Genomic DNA, 22,241 nt, shown 5'->3' with positions numbered 1-22,241 from the left:
AGCCCGACCTGGGCCGGGCTCATCCGAACACGCGCGAAATTCTTGGCGAAGGCTCAGCTCCGCGGCTTGAGATTCTCAGGGTCGTAAAGCGGCTTGTAGCCGACACTGGCGACCTCGACCGGATAGGTCTCGCCGAAATACTCGACCTTGAGCCTGCGGCCCTCCTGGGCATAGGCCCAGGGCAGATAGGCGAGCGCGATGTTCTTGCCGATGGTCGGACCATAGGCCACCGAGGTGGTGAACGACCGGCGGCCGAGTTCGTCGACCAGCGTCTCGCCGGTTGCCGGGTCCATAACCGGCATGGTGCCGACCGGATAGCGGGCGACACCTCTGGAATCCTTGTTCTCGGTCATCACCAGCGTGCATAGCATCGCCGGCTGGTGCGCGCGCTCACGATACTCCAAGTGCTTGGCCTTGCCGCAGAAATCGTTCTCCTTGACCTTCGGGCGGGCGAGATCGGCTTCCAGCAGATTATACTCGGTCAAGAGGTCGGCGTTCTGCAGCCGCAGGCTCTTCTCCATGCGGCGCGTATTGGCGTAGGTCTCGACGCCGAATGGCATGACACCGGTCGAGCGCAGCGCGTCCCAGACGGCGAGACCATCCTCGTAGCGCATATGCAGTTCCCAGCCCTGCTCGCCGACATAGGAAATACGGAACGCCGTAACGTCCTTGCCGCCGATCCGGACCGGCTTGATCGCCGCGAACGGAAAATTCTCCGGCGAAAGCCCATCCGGGTTCTCGACCACCTTTTGCAACGTCGTGCGGGCATTCGGCCCCCAGATGCCGATGGTGACGTACTTCTCGGTCACGTCGGTGATGGTGACGTCGAACCCTTTGTCCTGGGCCGTGCGGCGCATGTACTGGTAGTCGCGCGGCCCGGCGTCGGCGCCGTCGATCAGCCGACAGCGGTCGGCCATGCGGATCACCGTGAAGTCGGCGCGCACCATGCCTTGCTCATCGAGGAAGTGGGTGTAGATGCCCTTGCCGATGTTGTTGTCACCGCCGATCTTGGCCGCGCACAGCCATTCCAGCAGCGCGACATGGTCGGGTCCTTCGATGTCATACATCGAGAAATGCGAGAGGTTGACGATACCGCAATCCTCGCTCATCGCCAGATGCTCGGCGTTGGAGACGCGCCAGAAATGGCGGTTGTCCCATTCGTTCTCGCGCACCGGCACGCGGTTTCCATACTTCTCAAGCAGATGCTCGTTGGCGGCATAGCCGTGCGCACGCTCCCAGCCGCCCAGCTCCATGAAATAACCGCCGAGTTCCTTTTCACGCTCCCAGAACGGCGAGCGCCTGATGTTGCGGGCCTTGGAGAAGGGTTCGCGCGGATGCACCGCCGGGTTGTAGACCTTCATCGCCGTCTCGGTGCAGCGATCCCAGATGAATTGTTCCTTGGTCTGGTGCGGATAGAAGCGCGCATAGTCGATGGCGTGGTGGTCGATCGCGGTGCGGCCATCCGTCATCCAGTCGGCGATCAGCTTGCCCATGCCAGGGCCGTCCTTGACCCAGATGGCGACGGCGTACCACAGGCCCCTCACCTTCTGGCTCTCGCCCATGGACGGGCCGCCATCGGCCGTCACCTGCAGCAGGCCGTTGAAGGAATGGCTTTCGTTATAGCCGAGTTCGCCCAGGATCGGCGTCAGTTCCATGGCGCGTTCGAGCGGCGCCAGGATCTGCTCCATGTCGAGATCGCGCTGCGACGGCGACAGTCGTGCCTGGTCCTTCTCCAGCAGGTCGCGCGGATGGCAGAGGCGCGGATTGGTCTCTTCGTAGTAACCCCATTCGATCTGGCCGCCCTCGGCGGTCTTGGGGTCGCCGGTGTCGCGCATATAGGCCGAGTTGCCCTGATCGCGCAGCAGAGGCCAACCGATCTCCTTGCCGGTGCCGGCGAACTCGGTATAGGGGCCGAAGAAGGTCAGCGGATGGTCGATCGGCATGACCGGCAGGTCTTCGCCGACCATCTCGGCGATCAGCCGGCCCCAGATGCCGGCGCAGACGATGACATAGTCGGCCTCGATCGTGCCGCGGTCGGTCACCACGGCACTGATGCGGCCGTCCTTGACCACGAGCGACTTCGCCGGCGTGTTGGCGAAGGATTTGAGCTTGCCGGACGCTTCCGCCTGGTCGACCAGCTTGCCGGCAACGGTCTGCGAGCGCGGAATAACGAGGCCGGCATCCGGATCCCACAGGCCGCCCTGCACCAGATCCTGTTCGATCAACGGGAATTTTTTCTTGATCTCGACGGGGTCGATCAGGCGAGCGCGTGTGCCGAACGCCTTGGCCGAGGCGATCTTTCGCTTGATCTCATCCATGCGGCCGTCGTCGCCGACACGGGCGACCTCGAGGCCGCCGACGCGCGCGTAGTGACCCATCTTCTCGTAGAAATCGATGGAATAGAGCGTCGTCCAGCACGACAGGAAATCGTGGCTGGTGGTGTAGCAAAAGTCGGAAGCGTGCGCGGTCGAGCCGATATCGGTCGGGATGCCTGATTTGTCGATGCCGACAATGTCGTTCCAGCCGCGCTCGATCAGATGATGGGCGATCGATGCGCCGACAATGCCGCCGAGGCCAATGATGACGACCTTCGCCTTTTTCGGAAACTCTGCCATTGCCCGCGACTCCAGAATGCTGTTGCGGGCGGCGTCGGCGCCCGTCTGATCGGCGCACAATATGCAGGCGACGGGGACGGCGCTACCGCCTGTTTGCGACACGCCTCGGATGCCGCGCGACCCCTCCCCAAATCAGGAAAAACATCTAGCCGTCAGGCGAAAGCCCAGACGTCCTCGGCCTGGAAGCCGACCTGATAGCCCGCCGTCTTCAGCTTGACCACGACCTGTCCGATCTCCGGCGCGGGCAGCGCACCAACCTCGACCTTGATCATGCCGGGACGATAGCGCTTGAGGTCGAGCTGCTCGAACACGATCCAGTCGGCGCCTTCACAATCGACGAGGAAGGCGTCGATATGGGTAATGCCGTTGCGGTCGAGCAATGTCTGCAAGGTCTCCGACGGCACCTCGATGTCTTTCAGATGCGGCGCGAACTTGTTGAAATTGGCGTCGGCCTCGCCCCAGGCATTCTTGCCCGACATCAGGTTGGTGTCGGTCACCGACGAGCAGCCGATGAACTCGATCGGCAGCGTGCCGGCTTCGAGTGCGGCAGCGTCAAAGGTGTGGACGGTGATCGTGCCTTTTGTTCTCGTCACCGCGACGGGTTCGATGACGAAGCGGTCCGTGTCGGGGTAATTGGCGCGCAGCCGTTTCTGGTTGTACGGGATCGGCTCGACCAGCATGGCGCGGGCCTTTGGAATGCGGTGCAGCCAAGGCGTCACGTCATCGAACAGCGCGCCATCGCAGGCGCCGACATTGACCATCTGGAATGGCCGGCCGCTATCACTGAAGCGTGCCTTCAGCGCCGCCTTGGCGAGGAACTTGGTGCCGCGCAGCGACGGCCCGCGATCGAGCAGGCCGGCGGGAAGCCCGAGCGACAGGGCAATGCGCGCCAGGTTGGAAACTGAACTCATGATTTGTCTCCTGGTATGACGTGCAGGGCGGCGCGGTGCTGGCCGGTGACCGCCGCCCACAACGCCATGAAGGGCGGTGCCAGCAGCAGGAATGGCGGGATCAGATGCGGGAAATAAATGCGCGTGTCGTGGATCGGGAAGACGCTGAATTTGGCGAGCGCACCGAGCACCAGCGCAGCAAACAGAATGCCCGCGCGGCGGCCGAGCCTGAAGCCGGCGCGGTTGGCCGCAAACCACCCGGCCAGCGCCAGAACCGAGACCCCGACCCAGCTGTTCAGATTGACGGCGCGCAGCAGCGAGGCGGCAAACGCCCGGAGATAGGCGATGACGGAAAAAGCCGGCTCAAACCCGTCCATATTGTAGTGCTGCCCGATGCTGGAAAACCACAGATGCGGCCACCAGCCGGGATGATGGGCCCAGTGCGAAATGGCAAAATACGCGGCGAGCGAAGCGGCAAACCCGACCAGCACGCCCCAGGCCTTCTGCCGGAACAGGACCAGCAGCACAGCGAAAACGGCGAGGAAAACTATGTTGTCCGGCCGCACCATGAAGGCGAGGAAGAGGAGGATCGCCGTCGCCACCTCGCGGCCTCGGACATAAGCGAAGAGACCGCCTAGCAGCAGTGCCGAGGTAAGCAGGTCCGGTGTCGAAGCGCGCGCAGCGTCGCCGAAATCGGCCATGATCAGCACCGCGCCGACCACCGGTGCCAACGCCAGTGCCTTTTCCCCGCGCAGCCAGAGCAGCGTGATCGCGCCGAACAGCAGGACCGAAAACACCTGCACCAGCCGCATCGCCTCGACCGGCGACATGACGGAACTCAGCGTCGACAGGATTTCGGCATAGAGGAACTTGATCCGGTACATGCCGAGCAACGAATGGAAGTCGGCGGCGTTCTGCGTCATGTGGCTGCGGAAGCCACCGCCATCGTCGGTCAGCGCCTTGTAGTCGCCCGCCGAGACACCCGATTTGACGGTGCTGTAGGCATAATCATGCAGTGCCTGCGCATCGGGGTAGGTGCCCTCCTCCGACATGGCGAGATAGGGCAGCATGTCCCAGTTGGCGTCGGGCATCACCCAGGCCGTGAACGCCGTCAAAAGCATATAGAGGGCGAAGGCAGCCGCACCGATCGGAGCCGCCAGCCGCGCATAGGTCCCCTCGCCCCACGCCAGACCGGCCTCGGCGAGCCGGTCGAGTGGACTTTGCGGAGCGGGCGACTTGGTCAGCATGTCTTCTCGGCGAACGTTCGTTTCAACGGACTTGGCTTTTGACGAAATCCTTCACGATCGCCACGATGCCGCGCGACAAGAGACTGTCGAAGGCATCGACGAAGCGATCGACATGCTCGCGCTGGCAGATCAGCGGCGGCTCGAGCCGGATGACGTTGCGGTTGTATTCGGTGAAGGCGACGAGCACGTCGTAGTCGCGCAGCAGCAGCGCGCCGACGAAACCGGACAGCGAACCCTTCAGCTTGTCGTCGAGCACGCTGACGATGGGGCGCAGCACCATCGGCAAGGTCCGCGAGAAGTCGTGAAACTCCAGCCCGACCATAAAACCCTTGCCGCGCACGTCCTTGATGATCTTCGGGTATTTTTCCCTGAGTGCCTGCAGCCGCTGCAGCAGGTACTCGCCGGTGACGGCGGCGTTGTCGATCAGCCCCTCGTCGTAAAGCACGTTAATGCCCTCGATCGCCGTGGCACACGCCTCGCCCATGCCGCCGAAAGTGGCCATTGCATGGATCATCGCCGTCTTCGGCGTGCCGTAGGCCTTCATGTAGATTTCGCGGCGCGCAATCATCGCGCCGACAGCGGCCTTGCCGGCACCCAGCGATTTGGCCAGTGCCGTCACATCGGGCACGACGCCATGATGCTCGAAGGCATAGAAGCGCCCCGAGCGGCCATAGCCGCACTGCACCTCGTCGGCGACCCAAAGCACACCATACTGGTCGCACAGCGCCCGCAGCTTCTGCCAGTATTCAGTCGGCGCCTGGATGATGCCACCGCCGCCCTGGATGGTTTCCAGCACGATGACGCCGATCTCCGGATCGGAGCGGAACAGGCGCTCGACGGCCTCGATATCGGCAAAGGGAATGCGGACGGTATTGTCGGCCATCCTGAAGTCGGCGCGGTAGAGCTGGCCGTCGGTGATGCCCAGCACACCCTTGGTCTTGCCGTGGAATGAATTCTCGGCATAGACGATTTTCGACCGCTTCGGGCCGGCGGCACGCTCGGCAAGCTTCACCGCCGCCTCCATCGCTTCCGAGCCCGACGAGCCCAAAAACACCATGTCGAGATCGCCAGGCGAACATTTGGCGATGTTGTGCGCCAACGCGGCTGCATATTGCGACATGAACGCGATGGCGATTTCCTGCCGCTTTTCCTCCTGGAATTTCTTGCGCACTTCCAGAATGCGCGGATGATTGTGGCCGAAGGCCAGCGACCCGAAGCCGCCGAAGAAATCGAGGATCTTGCGGCCGTTCTGGTCGATGTAGAACATGCCCTCTGCACGTTCGATCTTGATCTTGTGGAAGCCGAGCAGCTTCATGAAATGCAGCTGGCCGGGATTGAGATGCGCCTTGAACAGGTCGGTCATCCCTGCGACGTCCATCGCCTTGGCCTGCTCGACACTGATCAGGTCGGGCTTGGCGGTGGTGGCGGGCGACAGTGTCGGCGCGCTGACCAGGGTGCGCGTATTCGTCTGTTCCGGCTTGGCCATGACGGTCATTTCAATCTCCTGTTCGCGCCCGCGGCTGGCGTCGAGCGCAATAAACTGTTCGGCGCGCCCCTATTCGGCGGGCACATGCTTGGTGGCGATGGCTTGCCCGGCCTTCTTGGCGCGGTATTCGCTGTAGGCGGCGATCAGCATGTCCTCGTCGCGGTATTGCGGCACCCAGCCGAGCTGCCGCCCGGCCTTGGACACGTCGAGCACACAGTCCTCGTCGGCGATCAGATATTGCTCCGGATCCATGATCGGCATGTTGAAGAGGTCGAGCAGGTCGAGCGTGCGCTTGACCGCCCAGCCAGGGGTAGGCAGCAGGATCGACTTCGAGCCGGCATGCCGGATCAGGTCGCCAAGCAATTTCTTCACCGGCGGCGGATTGAGCGACCCGAGATTATAGGCCTCGTTGGGCACACCGGCCTTCCACGCGGCGCGCGCCGCCTCCGCGCAGTCGAACACCGAGATGAACTGATAAGGGTTGCGGCCCGAACCGATCATCGGCACGGGAAAGTTCCAGTCGATCAGCTTGAACAGCTTTTCGAGGATGCCGAGCCGGCCGGGGCCGATGATCAGGCGGGGGCGAAACAGCGAGATCGACATGCCGCGCTTGCGCCATTCGCCGGCCAGTTCCTCGGTCTTCTGCTTCGACCAGCCATATTCGCCGAGCGGCGCGACCGGGTGCTCCTCGGTCATCGGCTGGGTGACGGTGTGACCATAGATCATGTCGGTCGTATAGTGGACGAGCCTGGGGGCACCAGCCTTGTCCATGGCCTCCAGGATGTGCTCGGTGCCGTGGAAATTGACCGGAAAGAAGAAGTCGTGCCGCTTCGCCCGCACCTGGATCGGCGACAGCATCTTGGCCGACAAATTGTAGACCATGTCGTCGGCCTTCAGCCCGACCGCGGCAACCGAGCCTTGGTCGGTGACGTCGCACTTGATGAAGCGGACAGTGCGGTAATGCGCAAGGTCGCTCCTGACGATGTCGGCGACGACAACCTCTTCACCGTCGGCCACAAGCTTCGGCGCCAGGTGACGGCCAACAAAGCCGTCACCCCCGAAAATCACATGTCTCATCGAACGATCTCGTTTGCTTGTATCTTGTCGGGCGTGATGGAAGCGCTCTGATCTTCATGCCCTCGCCCACTTTGCGCGATCAGCACCGTGCCGACGCAGATGCAGGCAATGCCGGCGATGCGCCAGCCATTCAGGTCTTCTCGGAAGACGAAATAGGCAAAGATCGCGACCGCGACGTAAGCCAGGCTCAGAAACGGATAGGCGAAGGAAAGCTCGACCTTGGAAAGCACGTAGAGGTGCGAGGCCATCGAAATGACGAAGGTGCACAGGCCAAGGAAGACCCAGGGGCTGAAGACGATCTGCAACAGCTTGATCAGCGGATTGGTGCCCTCGAATGAAATCGGTCCGAGCGACATCATGCCTTGCTTCAGCATCAGCTGCGCAGCAGCATTTGTCATGACCGTAAACAAAATGAAGAAGATATATTTCATGCAGACCGCCACCCTCTGATATCAGCTAATACAAATCTGAAAAGATTTCGTGAACCCACAAGACATTTCTAGGTAAATCTGGAAATTAAACATTCGTAAACCACGATTCATTCTAAGTTTACCTATTCGGCTGCCTCTGCATCGCGCCGCCGTAGGTCGACAATCCCGGCCGTGCGCGCCCAGAAGTCGGACATGAAGGCGGGATCGCGCAACGCTTCCAGCCTTGGCCACTCCGGGAACGAAGCAACGAAGGTTGCAGCACTCATGCGCGCATCCTTGTAAGGGTTGACCGCCCCACCAGCCGCGATCGTCATGCGGTCGAGTTCGTCGAGCAGGGCAAGTGTCGCCGCTCCCCTGTTGGGGAAGTCCAGCGTCAGCGTGTAACCCGGACGAGGGAACGACAGCAGCGCCGGCGAGCGGACCCCACCGAAGCGCTTCAAGACGGTGAGGAACGACCCCTGCCCGGCCTGCCTGGCCGCCGCGAGCAGTGCCGGCACGATTGCGCGCGCGGCCTCTTCCGGGACCACGCTCTGATGCTGGAACAGCCCCTTCGGTCCATAGAGCCTGTTCCAGTCGCGCGCACCGTCGAGAGGGAAGAAGAAGCCCTGGTATTCGACCTGGCGCGGCACCTTGGCCTGCCCCTTTTTCCACCTGTAGGCGGCGTTGAAAGCGGTCAGGAACGGCCGGCTGAGCACGTTGAAAGGCGGCTGGAGCGGAACGGAGAATTTCGCGCTCGCACGCGCGGCCGCGTGCGAGCCGTGCTCGGCGTGGTTGCCCGTAAACAGCAGCCCCCGTCCGCTGTTGCGGCCACCGGCGAGCTGGTCGATCCAGGCGACGGCATATTCATTGGCCTGGTCCGCCGCTTCGGCAAGGTCGAAATATTCGCGGAGGTCGCGAAACCGCGTCGTCTTTTCCACGATATCGAGCGACGGAACCCGCATCAGCCGGATCGAAGCCGAGAGGATCAGGCCGGTGAGCCCCATGCCGCCGATGGTCGCCCGAAACAGGCGCGGATTGTCGGTCGCAGAGCAGCGATAGCTGTGTCCATCCGACCGAAGCAGCGTGAAACTTTCCACATGGCAACCGAACGTACCGCGCCGGTGATGGTTCTTGCCATGGACATCGTTGGCAATGGCGCCGCCGAGCGTGACGAATTGTGTGCCGGGCACCACCGCCGGGAAGAAGCCGTGAGGCGCGGCATATGCAATGACATCCGCGAGCAGCACCCCGGCATCCGCTTCGAGCAGACCGCTCTCGGCGTTGAAGCCGCGAATGCGGTTCAGGGGCCGCATGTCGATGACGGTGCCGAGTTGGTTCTGGCAGGAATCGCCGTAGGATCGGCCGTTGCCATAGGCAAGCAGCGACGCTTGCCTGGCCTGGCCGCCCTTCAGCAGCGCAATGGCGTCATCGGCGTGGATCGCCCTCGCCGCTGGCGGCGTGGCAAGGCCAAAGCTCTGGAAGCGTTCCGCCATGCCTACCAGCCTCCGATGACCAGCAGCACCGCGCCGATCGCCACCACAATCTGGCTGCGCCAGTCGCGAATGATGAAGACGACCGGGTCGTCGTGCATTTCGTCGCGGCGCGCCAGGATCCAGACACGCATGGTGAGATAAAGCACGATCGGCGCCAGCGGCCAGATCAGCCAGGGATGCGGATAGAGTTCGCGCACCGCGACGCTGTCCATGTAGAGCGCCAGCACCAGCGCCGAGGAGAACGCCGAAGCCATGCCGGCCTGGGCGACAATCTCCTGGTCTTCGGTGCGATAGCCGCGGCCGGCAATGCGTTCGCCGGGCGGAATGGCTGTGGTGCGCAATTCGACAAAGCGCTTCACCAGTGCCAGCGACAGGAAGAAGAAGATCGAGAAGGCGAGCAGCCAGAACGAGACGTCGACGCCCGTGGCGGCCGCGCCGGCCAGCACACGAATGGTGTAGAGGCCGGCAAGCGTCAGCACGTCGACCAGAAGCATGCGCTTGAACGACAGCGAATAGGCCGTGGTAACGACCATGTAGCCGCCGAGCACAGCCAGGAATTCAAGCGACAGGAACAGCCCGGTGCCGACGCCGATCGCCAGCAGCACCGCGATTGCGCCAAGGCCGAACGGAATAGACAGCGCACCGCTGGCGAACGGCCGGTTGCGCTTGGTCAGATGCTTGCGGTCGAGCGCAAGGTCGAAGAAATCATTGAGGATATAGATCGCCGACGCCACCGCACTGAACGAGATGAACGCCAGCAGGCATTCCCAGATCATGTTGGAATTGAAATATTCGTGCGACAGCATCATCGGCACGGCGATCAGCGAATTCTTCAGCCACTGGTGCACGCGCAGCATCTTGACGACGGTCCGCAACGTCGGCTTGGGCGCCGGCATCGTTTCGGCGCCATGCGCCGCCTGCCAGCGCGCGGCATGACGGTCCGGCGCCACCACGATCGCGCTGCGTGCCGCGTCGAAGACCTGGAGGTCGTGGCGGCTGTTGCCGGCATAGTCGAAACCGGCATCGCCATAGGCCGCAAGGAGCGAGGCTCGCTTCTTTCCCGAAGTGAGATTGTCGAGACCCTCGGTGGCCAGTACCCGGTCGAAAATGCCGAGATGGACAGCAATGGCGTCGGCGAACTTGCGCGGCGTGCCGGTGGCCAGCACGAGTTTGCGGCCCTCGGCGTGCTCGGTGCGGAGCCGGTCGAGCAGGGGCGCCCGATAGGGCAGTGTGGCGGGGTCGATGTCGATGCGTTGGGCGATCGCCTGCTTCAGCCGCGCCGGTCCGCCGGCCGCCCAGAAAGGCACCAGGAAGAAATAGAGCGGATTCTTCTTGAGGAGGATGAACAATCCTTCCCACAAAAGGTCCGTCGCGATCAGCGTGCCGTCGAGATCGACCGCAAGCGGTATTGCGTTCCTGTCCGACCGCGCGTCCATGCCCGTCCTGCCTGCCAGCATCTGATCCGGAAACCCGAACCCGTTGAGCGCCGTATTTCGGCGTCTTGATGCTGGTATAGCGGGGATCGCCTAGCGAACATTAAAACGTACGGTTGCAAAGGGCTGCCGCCGCGGTATTTCCATCGTCATTGTTAAACAACAGCTACCGGAAACAATAAAAGGCCGAGCAAACGCCCGGCCTTTCCAATCATCACACCGAGATTACTTGATGCGCGCGACGCCGCCTGAAATCTCGACGGTTTCCGAACCGGTCAGGGCTTCAAGGTCGCCATTGGGCAAGGTGACAAAACAGCCGCTCTGGCAGAACTCGACGGTTTCACCGCCAGCCAGCGCAAGCTCGGTCTTGCTGCCGCCCTCGGTCACGACCAGCGTGCGCGTCTCGGCGTCCTTGTTGACCGCGCTAGCGGCATGGGCCGAGCCGCTCACGGCGAGCAAGGCCACGGCAGCGACGAGAGACTTCCACATTTGCAATATCGGTGTTCCCACCGCCTCTGTTGCATTTCCACAAGGCATTCTCGCCTTTGCATGGGAGCTTATATGAGATGGAAGCTGAACCGCAACTGAATGCCGCATTCATGCCGCAATTGGCATGCCGACATGCAATCTCCAATCTAATCCGGATCTGGCTTGCGTGTCTTGCGGCTTGATTTGGCCTGACGCTTTGCGTCCGCCTCGGCTTGTGCCTTGGCCTCTTCCCGTTCGGCGAAATCGGCCTCGATCTTGTCGTCGTCGGTCGGCCATGCCACGTGCCTCTTGGCTTCGACGACCGCGCGCGGCGTGGACGGGATTTCGATATGCTGGTCGTCGAATCTTTCCAGCACGGTGAAGCGGACGTCGTTCTGCACGATGTTGCCGTTCATCACATCGGCCAGGAACACGCGGATCTCGAATTCGAGCGCGGCGGGTCCAAAATTGGAAAACAAGACGAAAGGCTCGGGGTTCTTCAGCACCAGCGGATGGCTGCGCGCGATATCCAGCAGCACCGCGTGGACCTGCTTGACGTCGCTGCCATAGGCGACGCCCACCTTGATGTCGATGCGGCCGAGCTTGTTGCGGTGCGTCCAGTTGCCGACGGCGTTGTTGATCAGGTTCGAATTGGGCAGGATCACCGACTGCCGCTGAAAAGTCTCGATCTCCGTGGCACGCACGCTGATCTTCTTGACCGTGCCGCTGACGTCGCCGGCCACAATCCAGTCGCCGACCTTGAACGGCCGCTCGGCCAGAAGGATCAGGCCGGAGACGAAATTCGACACCACATTCTGCAGGCCAAAGCCGATACCGAGGGAAAGCGCACCCGCGACCAGCGCCAGGCTGGAGAGGTCGATGCCGGCCGCAGAGATGCCGACCAGCGCGGCGAGCGCAACGCCGGCATAGCCGACCGCCAGCCGGATCGAGTTGCGCACTCCGGTGTCGACCTTGCCGCGCGCCATGACCGAGCCGTCGAGCCAGCCCTGGAACCAGCGCGTCAGGAAATAGCCGATAACGAAGACGACGATGCCCGACAGGATGCCAGTGACCGAAATGGTCACCGAACCGATATTGATTCCGGTTGCGAGCTTGTACGCCCACGCCTCGATATCGCCGAGCTGGAAGCCCCACATCAAAAGGATCAACGGCAGAAACACCAGCACGATCATCACGTTGATGGCGATGCTGACGACAAGACCGAGCTGGTCGAGTGCGGTATCTTCATAGCTGGAATTGGCCGACAGCCAACGCCCGACCGAGGTGTTGGCGAAAGCGCCCTCCTCGCCGATCGCCTGCGCCGACAGGAAGCCGATATAGGCCGTTATCAGCGCGGTGCCGGTGACCACGACCTGCAGCGAGACGAACAGGGCAAGGCCGATATAACCGAGCAGCGCCGCTATGATGGTGAAAAGCCCCAGCCCGAGCGAGGTGTAGCGCAGCCAGGCCGGCCACGGGCGCCAGCTTCCGTCACGCGCCCTGAACGGCCTCAGCATCGCCATGAGGATCAGGATGACGCCGACGATGATGGTGGCCACGAAACTGCGCGCGATGGTCAGCGACAGCGGCGACCCCATCTTGTCGTTGACGACCGACAGGAAGGTGTTGAAGCTGATGACCACGGCCATGGCGGTGGTCAGGCGGACCAGCCAGCGCGCCGGCCCGGTTTCGACGGGGATGAGCCGCCAGTTGGGCAAACGCGGCTCGAGTGCAGCGTTGGTCAGCCGATTGACACAGAACACCACGCCGATGACCGTGGCCAACGCATTGAGGAAGAGGCCAATATCGCCGCGCAGCACGTTGTAATAATTGAAAAAGAAGATCGTCGAGCCGAGAAAGGCGGCGACAGCCAGCGTCGGCAGCAAGGTCGACCAGAAGGCCACGGACAGGCGGCTGAGATAGGATGGGTCCTCATTGGCCGGATCGGCCTCGAACACCCGCCCGAACAGGCGCCTCCCGCCGACCAGCAGCACCAGCGCCAGGCCGAGCGCCACGAAGGTGGCGGCCAGGATAGCCTGAAACTTGAACTTGATGGCGAAGCTCAGCCAGGACGACACCGCCTTGTAGAAATTGCCGAACTCGTCGCGCGCGTCGGAAAACACCTGCGGGCTCAGCGCGTCCGAGAGCACGTAGCGCTTGGTCAAAAGATTGCGGAACAGCGCGCTGCGCATGTTGCCGATCTTGTCGATCAGCCCGCTGATGCGGATCGACAAGGATTGAGCTTGCGCAATGACCGCGTTGATCTCGGCCTTTTCGGACGTCAGCCCCTCGCGTTCGGCGCTGACGATGTCGGGCTCAGCCGGTTGGCCGGCGGCGGGTGGCGGCCCGAGTTGTTCGAGCCTGCTGTTGATTTCGCCCAGGCGTGTGCGGAACGCCAGCGCGCTGGCCAGCGATTGCCGTGACAATTCCTCAAGTTGCAGGCGGATGTCCACAAGGTTGCTGTCGTCCTCGCCATCCTGCTGTATCTGCTTCTCGAAATTGTCGGCCTTGGTCGTCAGGCCTTGAATGATCTTTTGCTGATCGGCGACCAATCCGGCGGGCGCCTGGCCAACGCCTTGCGCCGCCGCCTCGAACGACAGCGGCGCCGAAACGACAAGCGCCAGGACAAGGATAAGGCGAAGCAATCGAAAAAACATGATGGATTGGCGACTCGCGGACGGCAAAGGCATTCAAAAAGCCTGTCCTTGATAAAGACGGCCATATCATGGGGCAAGTCACCGCGACGATCGCGCTCATCGAGCGTCGGCCAGTCGAAAGGCGATGGCGCAATATTGGCTTTGCATCAGCCCCCTGCTCTATAGTCTGTCGCATCGCCCGCAACGGACATCATACACATGGCAGAGTACTCGGCCCTTTCGCTGCTCGCGAACGCGCTCAAGGGAAACAAGGACTGGAAGCCGGCCTGGCGCAAGCCGGATCCGAAGGCATCCTATGACGTCATCATCATCGGCGGCGGCGGGCATGGGCTGGCGACCGCCTACTATCTAGCCAAGGAACACGGCATCACCAATGTCGCGGTGCTGGAGAAAGGCTGGCTGGGCTCCGGCAATGTCGGCCGCAACACCACGGCCGTTCGCTCAAATTACCTGCTGCCCGCCAACACCCGCTTCTACGAACATTCGATGAAGCTGTGGGAAAACCTGTCGCACGAGCTCAATTACAACGTCATGTTCTCGCAGCGCGGCTGCCTGAACCTGGCGCATACGCCGGCTCAGTTCGACGACTACGCAAGACGCGGCAATGCGATGCGCCATCTCGGCGTCGATGCGGAATTGATGACACCAGCCGAGATCAAGCGCCTGATCCCGGCGCTCGACGTCTCCGACGGTGCACGCTTTCCCGTGGTCGGCGGCCTGATGCAGCGGCGGGCCGGCACCGCCCGGCACGACGCCGTCGCCTGGGGCTATGCGCGCGGCGCCGACCGGCGCGGCGTCGACATCATTGAGAATTGCGAGGTCACCGGCTTCCTGCGCGACGGCGACCGGGTTACCGGCGTTGCCACCTCGCGCGGCGATATCAGGGCCAAGAAGGTCGCGGTCGCGGTGGCTGGCAGCACCGGACGGGTCATGCAACTGGCCGGCGTCGAGACGATGCCGATCGAAAGCCATGTGCTGCAGGCCTTCGTCACCGAATCGCTGAAACCCTTCATCGACACGGTCGTGACCTTCGGCATGGGCCATTTCTATATGTCGCAGTCCGACAAGGGCGGCCTTGTCTATGGCGGCGACATCGACGGTTACAACAGCTACGCCCAGCGCGGAAACCTGCCCATCGTCGACGAGGTGATGAGCGAGATGCTGGCCCTTTTCCCGGGCCTTGCACGTGTGCGCATGCTGCGCTCCTGGGGCGGCGTCTGCGACATGTCGATGGACGGCTCGCCGATCATCACCATGGGCCCCCTGCCCGGCATGTATCTCAATTGCGGCTGGTGCTATGGCGGCTTCAAGGCAACGCCCGCTTCCGGCTGGTGCTTTGCCTGGACCATCGCCAAGGATCAGCCTCACGATTTCAATGCCCCGTTCACGCTGGACCGCTTTCATCGCGGGCTGGTGATCGACGACAAGGGCCAGGGTGCAAACCCGAGGCTCCACTAGACAAGGCTTCATTAGGATCATTCCGTGCTGATCACTTGCCCCTATTGCGGCCCGCGCGATGTCATTGAGTTCACCTATCAGGGTGACGGCAACCGCGAACGTCCCGACCCCGCCTCGCAGAATTTCGAGGCCTGGAATGCCTATGTCTACGACCGGCTGAACCCGGCCGGCGACCACAACGAGATCTGGCAGCATTCCGGCGGCTGCCGCGCGCATCTCAGGGTCGTGCGCAACACGCTGACGCACGAGATTTCCAGCGTCGCCTTCGCGCGCGGCGACCACGGCTCGGCCGCGCGCCGCAAGGCGGAGGACAAGCCATGAGCCCGCGCCGCACCGATACCGGCGGCCGCATAGACCGGCTGAAGACGATCCGCTTCACCTTCGACGGCGTTGCCTATACCGGGCATGGCGGCGACACGCTGGCGTCCGCGCTGCTGGCCAATGGCGTCACCCTGTTCGGGCGTTCTTTCAAATACCATCGGCCGCGCGGCCTGCTGAGCGCGGGCGTCGAGGAGCCCAACGCGCTGGTCACGGTGCTGAAGGGCGAAGTGCGCGAACCCAACATCCCGGCGACCATGGTCGAGATCCATGACGGGCTGGTCGCCGTCAGCCAGAACCGTTTCCCCTCGCTTGCCTTCGACATCCATGCCGTCAACCAGCTCGGCGGAAAACTGCTGTCGGCCGGGTTTTACTACAAGACCTTCATGGGACCGGTTGTCGGCCCGCTGAAAGGCACGCGCTTCTGGATGTTCTGCGAGCATTTCATCCGCCGCGCCGCCGGCCTCGGCAGCGCCGGATCGGCGAAGGACCCGGCCCGCTACGAGCGCATGAACGCCTTTTGCGACGTGCTTGTGGTCGGCTCCGGACCGGCCGGCCTGATGGCCGCCAAGGCAGCCGCCGATCAGGGCGCCCGCGTCATCCTGGCCGATCTCGAGCCGCGCTTCGGCGGTTCGGCCAACTGGTCCGGCGAAACCATCGATGGCGCGCCCGCCGCTGATTGGGTGCGACGCACCGTGGCCCAGCTTGAGGCGCGAGACAATGTCCGGCTTCTGACGCGCGCCACCGTCTGGGGCTACTACGACAACAATACGCTTGCCGCGCTCGAGCGGGTCAGCGACCACAAGGCGCAGCCCGCCAAGGGGGAGCCGCGCCATCGCTACTGGGCGATCCGCACCGGATCCGTCGTGCTGGCCACCGGCGCCTTCGAAAGGCCGCTGGTGTTTCCCGGCAATGACCGGCCCGGCGTGATGCTGGCGCATGCGGCGGAGCGCTACGCCAACGAATTCGGCGTGCTGCCGGGGCAGCGGATCGTGCTGTTCACCAACAATGACAGCGCCTACCGCTCGGCGCTGGCGCTGAAGCAGGCCGGTGCGGCGGTCGTTGCCATCGTCGACGTGCGCCCGCAACCATCCGCCGAGATGGGCGCCCTGGCCGGCGAAGCCGAGGCGGAACTGCTTTCCGGCCATGCGGTGGTCGCCACGGAAGGCGGCAAAGCCTTGTCCGGCCTCAAGGTTCAGCGCTTCGACATGGTCGCGGGTACGCTGAGCGGTGATGCGCGCAGCATCCATGCCGATTGCCTGCTGATGTCCGGCGGCTGGTCGCCGACCATCCATCTGGCCAGCCAGGCCGGCGCCAAGGCTGAATGGAACGCGGCCCGGCAGGCCTTCCTGCCGCCCAAGCCGACGCAAAGCTGGATCGGCGCCGGCGCGTTCACCGGCAGCTTTTCGACGGGAGAGGCAATCGCTGAAGGGCGCGCCGCAGGCCTTGCCGCGAGTGGCGGCACCGCCACGCCGACGGCGCTGCCCACTGTCGAGGCAGCTCCCGGAGATCCAGATCCCGCGCCTGTGTTCGAAATCAAGGGCAGCGGCAAGAGCTTCGTCGACTTCCAGCACGACGTCACGGCGGAGGATGTCCGCCTGGCGCATCGCGAAGGCTTCGTCTCGGTCGAGCACCTGAAGCGCTACACCACACTCGGCATGGCCACCGACCAGGGCAAGAGCTCCAACGTTCCCGGCCTCGCCATCATGGCGGAAGCGCTGGGCAAGCCGATCCCGGAGGTCGGCACGACCCGCTTCCGGCCACCTTTCGCGCCGGTGTCGATCGGCTCGCTGGCAGCGGAGCGCTTCGGCGATCTCAAGCCCGAGCGGCTGACCCCGATGCATGACTGGCATGTCGACAATGGCGCGACCATGTACTCCGCCGGCCTCTGGTACCGGCCGATGATCTACGGGCTTTCGGGCGAAACCGTCGAACAGGCCTATGTGCGCGAAGCCAAGGCGACGCGCGAAAGCGCGGGCATCGTCGATGTCTCGACGCTGGGCAAGATCGCCGTGCAGGGTCCCGACGCCGCCGCATTCCTCGACCGTGTCTACACCAACATGTTCTCGACGCTCGCCGTCGGCAAGGCGCGCTACGGGCTGATGCTGCGCGAGGACGGCTTTGCCTTCGACGACGGCACCACATGGCGCCTGGGCGAACAGGATTTCCTGATGACCACCACCACGGCCAATGCCGGCAAGGTGATGCAGCATCTGGAATATTTTCTCGACGTGATCTGGCCGGAACTCAAGGTCCACGTCACCTCGGTGACCGACGAATGGGCGGGAGCCGCCATCGGCGGGCCGAAAGCGCGGCAGATTTTGGCAGCCTGCGTCACCGGCACTGCCGTGGACAACGCCACCTTGCCCTTCATGGGCATCGTGCACGGCGAGATCGCAGGCGTTCCGGTGATGATTTGCCGGCTTTCCTTCTCCGGCGAAATGGCCTTCGAAGTCTATTCCGGCGCCGGCCATGGCACCCATGTCTGGGAAGCACTGGTCGAGGCCGGTAAGCCGTTCGGGCTGGTTACCTACGGCCTCGAGGCGCTGGGCACGATGCGCATCGAGAAAGGCCATGTCACCGGCGCCGAGATTGATGGCCGCACCACGGCGCGCGACCTGCATCTCGACTGGATGCTGTCGAAGAAGAAGCCGTTCATCGGCTCCGCGATGATGGATCGGGAAGGTCTCGCCGCGTCCGAGCGGCTGGAACTGGTCGGCCTGATCGCGCTCGACAACCGGCCGCTCAATGGCGGCGCGCACATTGTCGAGGACGTCGATGAAGCCAATCCGCACGGCTCGATCGGGCACATCACCGCCTGCTGCTATTCGCCGGCGCTCGGCAAGCATATCGCGCTGGCGCTGGTCAAGGGCGGCAAGGCCAGGCACGGCACGCGTGCGCATGTCTCCGATCCCTTGCGCAACCGCTTCGGGCCCGTGGAGATCGTCTCCAACCACTTCTACGATCCGGAAGGGACCCGCATGCATGGCTGAGCGTCAATCGCCCCTCGAGCCGGAGTTCCATGTCGGCTCGCACGGCAATTTCGAACATGGCGTCGAGATCCTGCTCACCGAAACCAGGCTGGGCTCGATCGTGCAACTCGCGGCATGGCCAGGCGAGGAGAAGAAACTGATGGAGGCCATCCGCACCGTCACCGGGCTTGCTCTGCCCGATGACGCAGGCGGCGGCTCGAGCGACGGCGTGAAAGCGATATTCGGTTTCGCGCCGGGAAAACTCACGGTGACCGATGAAGCCGAAGGACTGGCCCTGGCGTTGACCAAGGCGGTGACGCCGGCCATCGGCACGGTGACGGACCTGTCGCATGGCCGCACCGCGATCCGCATTGCCGGGCCGAAAGCCGAATGGGTGCTGTCGAAATTCTTCGCCATCGACTTCGCCTTGCCTGCCTTTCCGGTCGGCGCCGGTCGCTCGACAACCCATCACGATGTCTTCGCCCAGATTCAGCGCACCGGCACCGACCAGTTCGACATCTATGTCTTTCGCTCCTTCGCGCGCTCGTTCTGGAAGGCGCTCTGCCACGCCAGCGAGGAAGTCGGCTACGAGGTGCAGTAGGCATGCGAGCTTAGAGCCGCGGCCTCTGGCCTCAATGCCGGCTGGTTCTGCCGCTAGAGAATCCTGCCGAAGGCGCCCAAGGTGGAAAACGTGGTCGTCCAACCGGCCCGAGGGGTGAAAATCCCGGTTTAGAGTCGGCATATTTGGTTCGAACATCCCCATGACCGCTGAACTATCCACCGGCGCTACCGATCGCGCCGATGTGCCGGCCAGAGCCCTGCTCCTGCTGCCGCTGACAGTCGCCTGCGGCGTGTTCATGACCAGCCTCGACCAGAATGTCGTGGTGACGGCGCTGCCGGGCATCAGCGAAAGCCTTGGCCGTCCGCCCAGCCAGCTCGGCCTGCTGATCACCGTCTACGTCGCCAGCCTGATCATCTCGATGCCGCTCGGCGGCTGGGCGGCCGACCGTTTCGGCCTGCGCAACGTCTATTGCTTTGCCTTGCTGGTGTTTGCCGCTTCTTCGGCCATGTGCGGGCTCTCGAACGACCTCTGGATGCTGGTTAGCGCCCGCGCGCTGCAGGGCTTCGGCGGCGCGCTGATGGGAACGCTCGGCCAGGTCGTCATCCTGTCGACCTTCCCGCGCAGCCGGACCTTGAAGATCAACATGTACATCTCGCTGGCCGGCCAGTCCGGACCGCTGGTCGGTCCGCTCGTCGGCGGCGCGCTGACCACCTACATCTCCTGGCGCTGGATCTTCTTCATCAACGTGCCGTTCGCGCTCGCGGCCGCAATCCTTGCCGCCTCTCTGTTCCCGACAATGACCAAGCCGGTGCGCACGCGGTTCGATTTTCCAGGCTTTTTGCTGGTCGGCAGCGGCATGGTCCTGCTGGTCTTCGGCATGGACTCGCTGGCGGCGAAGGACGCCGCCGGCGGCATGATCGCGGCCGAGCTTGCGCTGGCGCTCATCATCCTGACGGCCGCCTCCTTCTACTGCCTGCGCGTGCGCAATCCGCTGCTCGATCTCAAGCTCCTGCGCATCCGCACCTTCCGCATCTCGTTTCTTACCGGCGGCGGCCTGGACACGATCGGCCTCAGCTCCGTCGTCTTCCTGCTGCCGCTGATGTTCCAGCTCGGCTTCGGCATGAGCGCGGTGCAGGCAGGATCGCTGACCTTCGTGGCGGCGGTCGGTTCGGTGGGTATGCGTATCTTCATGCCACGCCTCCTCAACCGTTTCGGTTTTCGCCGCGTGCTGGTCTTCAACACGCCCGTCGTTGCCGCCATGGTCGCGGGCTTCGCCTTGGTGCAGGCAACGACCCCGGTCTGGATCACGCTCACCTATATCTTCGTCTTCGGCGTCTTCCGCTCGGTGCAATGGGCCTCAACCGGCAACCTCGCCTATTCCGACATCGCGCCCGAACAGCTAGCCCGCTTCAGCGCGCTCTATTATATCCTGTGGCAACTGGCGGTCGCCATCAGCGTCGGGCTGGCGGCTGCGATGCTGTCGTTTCTCGCCGGCGGCGGGCCGGCCGTTGCCAGCGACTTCCGGATCCTGTTCGTGATCGAAGGCGTCATCACGCTCTGCGCGCTATCCGCCTATCTCAAGCTGACGCCGCAGGACGGCGCCCACGTCAGTGGCCACGGCGCCCACATGAACACGGAATAGCGGCTTGCGCCGGACGGGAGCCTATTCGCTGAACCTCACCCATTCCTCAAGCGGCTCACGTTCTGTGCGGAAGGCGTTCTCGGGCTTGGAAGTGTCTTCATAGCCGAGCGCCATGCCGCAGACGACGATCTCCTCGTCGGGAATGCCGAGCACCGGCCGGATCTGCCGGTGATAGGGCGCGAAGGCCGCTTGCGGACAGGTATGCAGACCCCTGCCCCGCGCCGCGACCATGATGTTTTGCAGGAACATGCCGTAGTCGATCCACGAACCCTGGTTGAGCCGGCGGTCAATGGTGAAGATCATGCCGACCGGCGCGTCGAAGAAAACGAAGTTGCGGTCGTGCTGGGCGCGCATCTTGTCGACTTCCCTACGGCCTATGCCGAGCGCGCCGTACAGGCCGAACCCGTTGGCACGGCGGCGGGTGAGATAAGGCTCGAAGAACTGGGTGGGATAATAGCGATATTCGTCCCAGTCGGCTTTTTCCGCGCGGATTCCGGAATTCATGATGGCATCCGTGATCCGCTGCTTGCTCCCGCCCTTGGTAACGTAGACGCGCCACGGCTGCATGTTGGTGCCGGAAGGAGCGCGCGCCGCAACAGTCAGTATGTCACGGATCGTCTCGTCGTCGATCATGTCGGGCAGAAATGCGCGCACCGAACGGCGCGACATGATCGCATCGTCGACGATTTCGGCGTCAACCGCGATTCGAGCCTTCTTTTCCAGCATGGGCCGTCCCTTAGCCGTGTTCTCGATCGGACGTCCCCACTCGCCGCTCGCGGCGGAGGCTTTGCATGAACCGTCAAAATCCTGCAAGCAAATCTTGAGCATTGGTGAAAATCTACTTGATTTTTTCATGAGCTTCATTTCTCATGAAATTCGCCTGAAAATTTTCATGAAGTGAGCGATTTGGCCTCCCCTACCGCACGAACATTGCAGGGACCTGGCGAACGAGTGCTGGCCGGCGACATCAGGGCGCTGCGCCGGGTGCGCGGGCTTACGCTGGCCGAGATCGCGCTGAAACTCGGCCGTTCGGTCGGCTGGGTAAGCCAGGTCGAGCGCGGCCTGTCGACGCCGTCGCTCAGCGATCTCAGGGCCTTCGCCGAGTTGTTCGGCGTGCCGATCAGCCTCTTCTTCAGCCATGACGTGCCCGTGGAAAGCGAGCGCGGCGTCGTGGTACGCGCCGGCAAGCGCCGCACGCTTGGCACCAGCGAATCCGGCCTCGTGGAGGAGCTTCTGTCACCGGACCTCGGTGGTACCTTCGAAATGGTGCGGTCTGTCTTCGCGCCGGGCGCGGAGTTGAAGAACGAGGCCCGCCGGCCGACCGAGGAGGCCGGATACATCGCGTCCGGGCAGTTCGACATCGAGATTGCGGGCGTCTGGCACCGGCTTGGCGAAGGCGACTCCTTCCGCTTCGAAGGCAAGCCTTACCGCTGGCGCAATCCAGGCAGCGAACCGGCGGTTGTCATCTGGGTGGTATCGCCACCGGTCTATTGATGCATGTCGCCGACGACAT

At 63.3% G+C, this 22,241-nt stretch carries 17 protein-coding genes; 6 read left to right on the top strand and 11 right to left on the bottom strand.

Annotated elements, in window-relative coordinates; all coding sequences use genetic code 11:
- Positions 1 to 53: 53 nt before the first annotated feature.
- The 10 genes from LB554_RS13345 to LB554_RS13300 all read right to left on the bottom strand — a co-directional run bounded on the left by LB554_RS13345 (position 54) and on the right by LB554_RS13300 (position 13,776).
- Positions 54 to 2,615, bottom strand: a complete 2,562-nt coding sequence (locus tag LB554_RS13345) for an FAD-dependent oxidoreductase (protein WP_224584994.1) — start codon at positions 2,613 to 2,615, stop codon at positions 54 to 56.
- 152 nt (positions 2,616 to 2,767) lie between these two features.
- Positions 2,768 to 3,526 (bottom strand): FkbM family methyltransferase, encoded by a 759-nt coding sequence (locus LB554_RS13340; protein WP_015317408.1) that lies wholly within the window; start codon positions 3,524 to 3,526, stop codon positions 2,768 to 2,770.
- Positions 3,523 to 4,752, bottom strand: coding sequence for a hypothetical protein (locus LB554_RS13335; RefSeq protein ID WP_224584993.1), 1,230 nt, complete (start codon positions 4,750 to 4,752; stop codon positions 3,523 to 3,525). Before LB554_RS13335 ends, LB554_RS13340 begins: the two co-directional genes overlap by 4 nt.
- Before the next feature lie 22 nt (positions 4,753 to 4,774).
- Entirely contained in the window at positions 4,775 to 6,247 is a 1,473-nt protein-coding gene (locus tag LB554_RS13330) for an aspartate aminotransferase family protein (RefSeq protein ID WP_224584991.1), read from the bottom strand.
- Positions 6,248 to 6,307: 60 nt separating this feature from the next.
- The gene (locus LB554_RS13325) at positions 6,308 to 7,315 is read right to left on the bottom strand and encodes an NAD-dependent epimerase/dehydratase family protein (RefSeq protein ID WP_140793625.1); all 1,008 of its coding nucleotides are present in this window, start codon (positions 7,313 to 7,315) and stop codon (positions 6,308 to 6,310) included.
- The gene (locus LB554_RS13320; protein WP_224584990.1) at positions 7,312 to 7,746 is read right to left on the bottom strand and encodes an EamA family transporter; all 435 of its coding nucleotides are present in this window, start codon (positions 7,744 to 7,746) and stop codon (positions 7,312 to 7,314) included. The genes LB554_RS13325 and LB554_RS13320 overlap by 4 nt, the downstream gene beginning before the upstream one ends.
- A 122-nt stretch (positions 7,747 to 7,868) precedes the next feature.
- Positions 7,869 to 9,218 carry an FAD-dependent oxidoreductase gene (locus tag LB554_RS13315; RefSeq protein ID WP_224584987.1) on the bottom strand — a complete coding sequence of 450 codons (1,350 nt, stop codon included), beginning with the start codon at positions 9,216 to 9,218 and terminating at the stop codon, positions 7,869 to 7,871.
- Between the two features lie 2 nt (positions 9,219 to 9,220).
- Entirely contained in the window at positions 9,221 to 10,654 is a 1,434-nt protein-coding gene (locus LB554_RS13310) for a UbiA family prenyltransferase (RefSeq protein ID WP_224584985.1), read from the bottom strand.
- 222 nt (positions 10,655 to 10,876) lie between these two features.
- On the bottom strand, positions 10,877 to 11,140 hold the full coding sequence (locus LB554_RS13305; protein ID WP_015317401.1) for a hypothetical protein: 264 nt from the start codon (positions 11,138 to 11,140) through the stop codon (positions 10,877 to 10,879).
- A 146-nt stretch (positions 11,141 to 11,286) separates the two neighbouring features.
- Positions 11,287 to 13,776, bottom strand: a complete 2,490-nt coding sequence (locus LB554_RS13300) for a mechanosensitive ion channel family protein (RefSeq protein WP_224584983.1) — start codon at positions 13,774 to 13,776, stop codon at positions 11,287 to 11,289.
- 198 nt (positions 13,777 to 13,974) lie between these two features.
- Between LB554_RS13300 and LB554_RS13295 the strand changes: the two genes are divergently transcribed.
- The 5 genes from LB554_RS13295 to LB554_RS13275 all read left to right on the top strand — a co-directional run bounded on the left by LB554_RS13295 (position 13,975) and on the right by LB554_RS13275 (position 20,728).
- Positions 13,975 to 15,234, top strand: coding sequence for a sarcosine oxidase subunit beta (locus LB554_RS13295; protein WP_224584982.1), 1,260 nt, complete (start codon positions 13,975 to 13,977; stop codon positions 15,232 to 15,234).
- 24 nt (positions 15,235 to 15,258) lie between these two features.
- Positions 15,259 to 15,555 (top strand): sarcosine oxidase subunit delta, encoded by a 297-nt coding sequence (locus LB554_RS13290; RefSeq protein ID WP_224584981.1) that lies wholly within the window; start codon positions 15,259 to 15,261, stop codon positions 15,553 to 15,555.
- Positions 15,552 to 18,545, top strand: a complete 2,994-nt coding sequence (locus tag LB554_RS13285) for a sarcosine oxidase subunit alpha (RefSeq protein ID WP_224584980.1) — start codon at positions 15,552 to 15,554, stop codon at positions 18,543 to 18,545. Before LB554_RS13290 ends, LB554_RS13285 begins: the two co-directional genes overlap by 4 nt.
- Complete coding sequence (soxG, locus tag LB554_RS13280) at positions 18,538 to 19,125, top strand: sarcosine oxidase subunit gamma family protein (RefSeq protein ID WP_224584979.1); 588 nt, start codon at positions 18,538 to 18,540, stop codon at positions 19,123 to 19,125. The genes LB554_RS13285 and soxG overlap by 8 nt, the downstream gene beginning before the upstream one ends.
- A 160-nt stretch (positions 19,126 to 19,285) precedes the next feature.
- Positions 19,286 to 20,728 (top strand): MFS transporter, encoded by a 1,443-nt coding sequence (locus LB554_RS13275; protein ID WP_224584978.1) that lies wholly within the window; start codon positions 19,286 to 19,288, stop codon positions 20,726 to 20,728.
- Between the two features lie 21 nt (positions 20,729 to 20,749).
- On the opposite strand, the gene LB554_RS13270 is transcribed toward LB554_RS13275, so the two are convergent.
- Positions 20,750 to 21,454, bottom strand: coding sequence for a nitroreductase (locus tag LB554_RS13270; protein WP_224584977.1), 705 nt, complete (start codon positions 21,452 to 21,454; stop codon positions 20,750 to 20,752).
- Between the two features lie 225 nt (positions 21,455 to 21,679).
- Here LB554_RS13270 and LB554_RS13265 point away from each other — a divergent pair, with 225 nt between their 5' ends.
- On the top strand, positions 21,680 to 22,222 hold the full coding sequence (locus LB554_RS13265; protein ID WP_023769828.1) for a helix-turn-helix domain-containing protein: 543 nt from the start codon (positions 21,680 to 21,682) through the stop codon (positions 22,220 to 22,222).
- Positions 22,223 to 22,241: the final 19 nt, after the last annotated feature.

Source organism: Mesorhizobium sp. CO1-1-11 (assembly GCF_020164995.1).
GTDB classification, from domain to species: domain Bacteria; phylum Pseudomonadota; class Alphaproteobacteria; order Rhizobiales; family Rhizobiaceae; genus Mesorhizobium; species Mesorhizobium australicum.
This window is presented reverse-complemented; position numbering and strand designations above follow the sequence as displayed.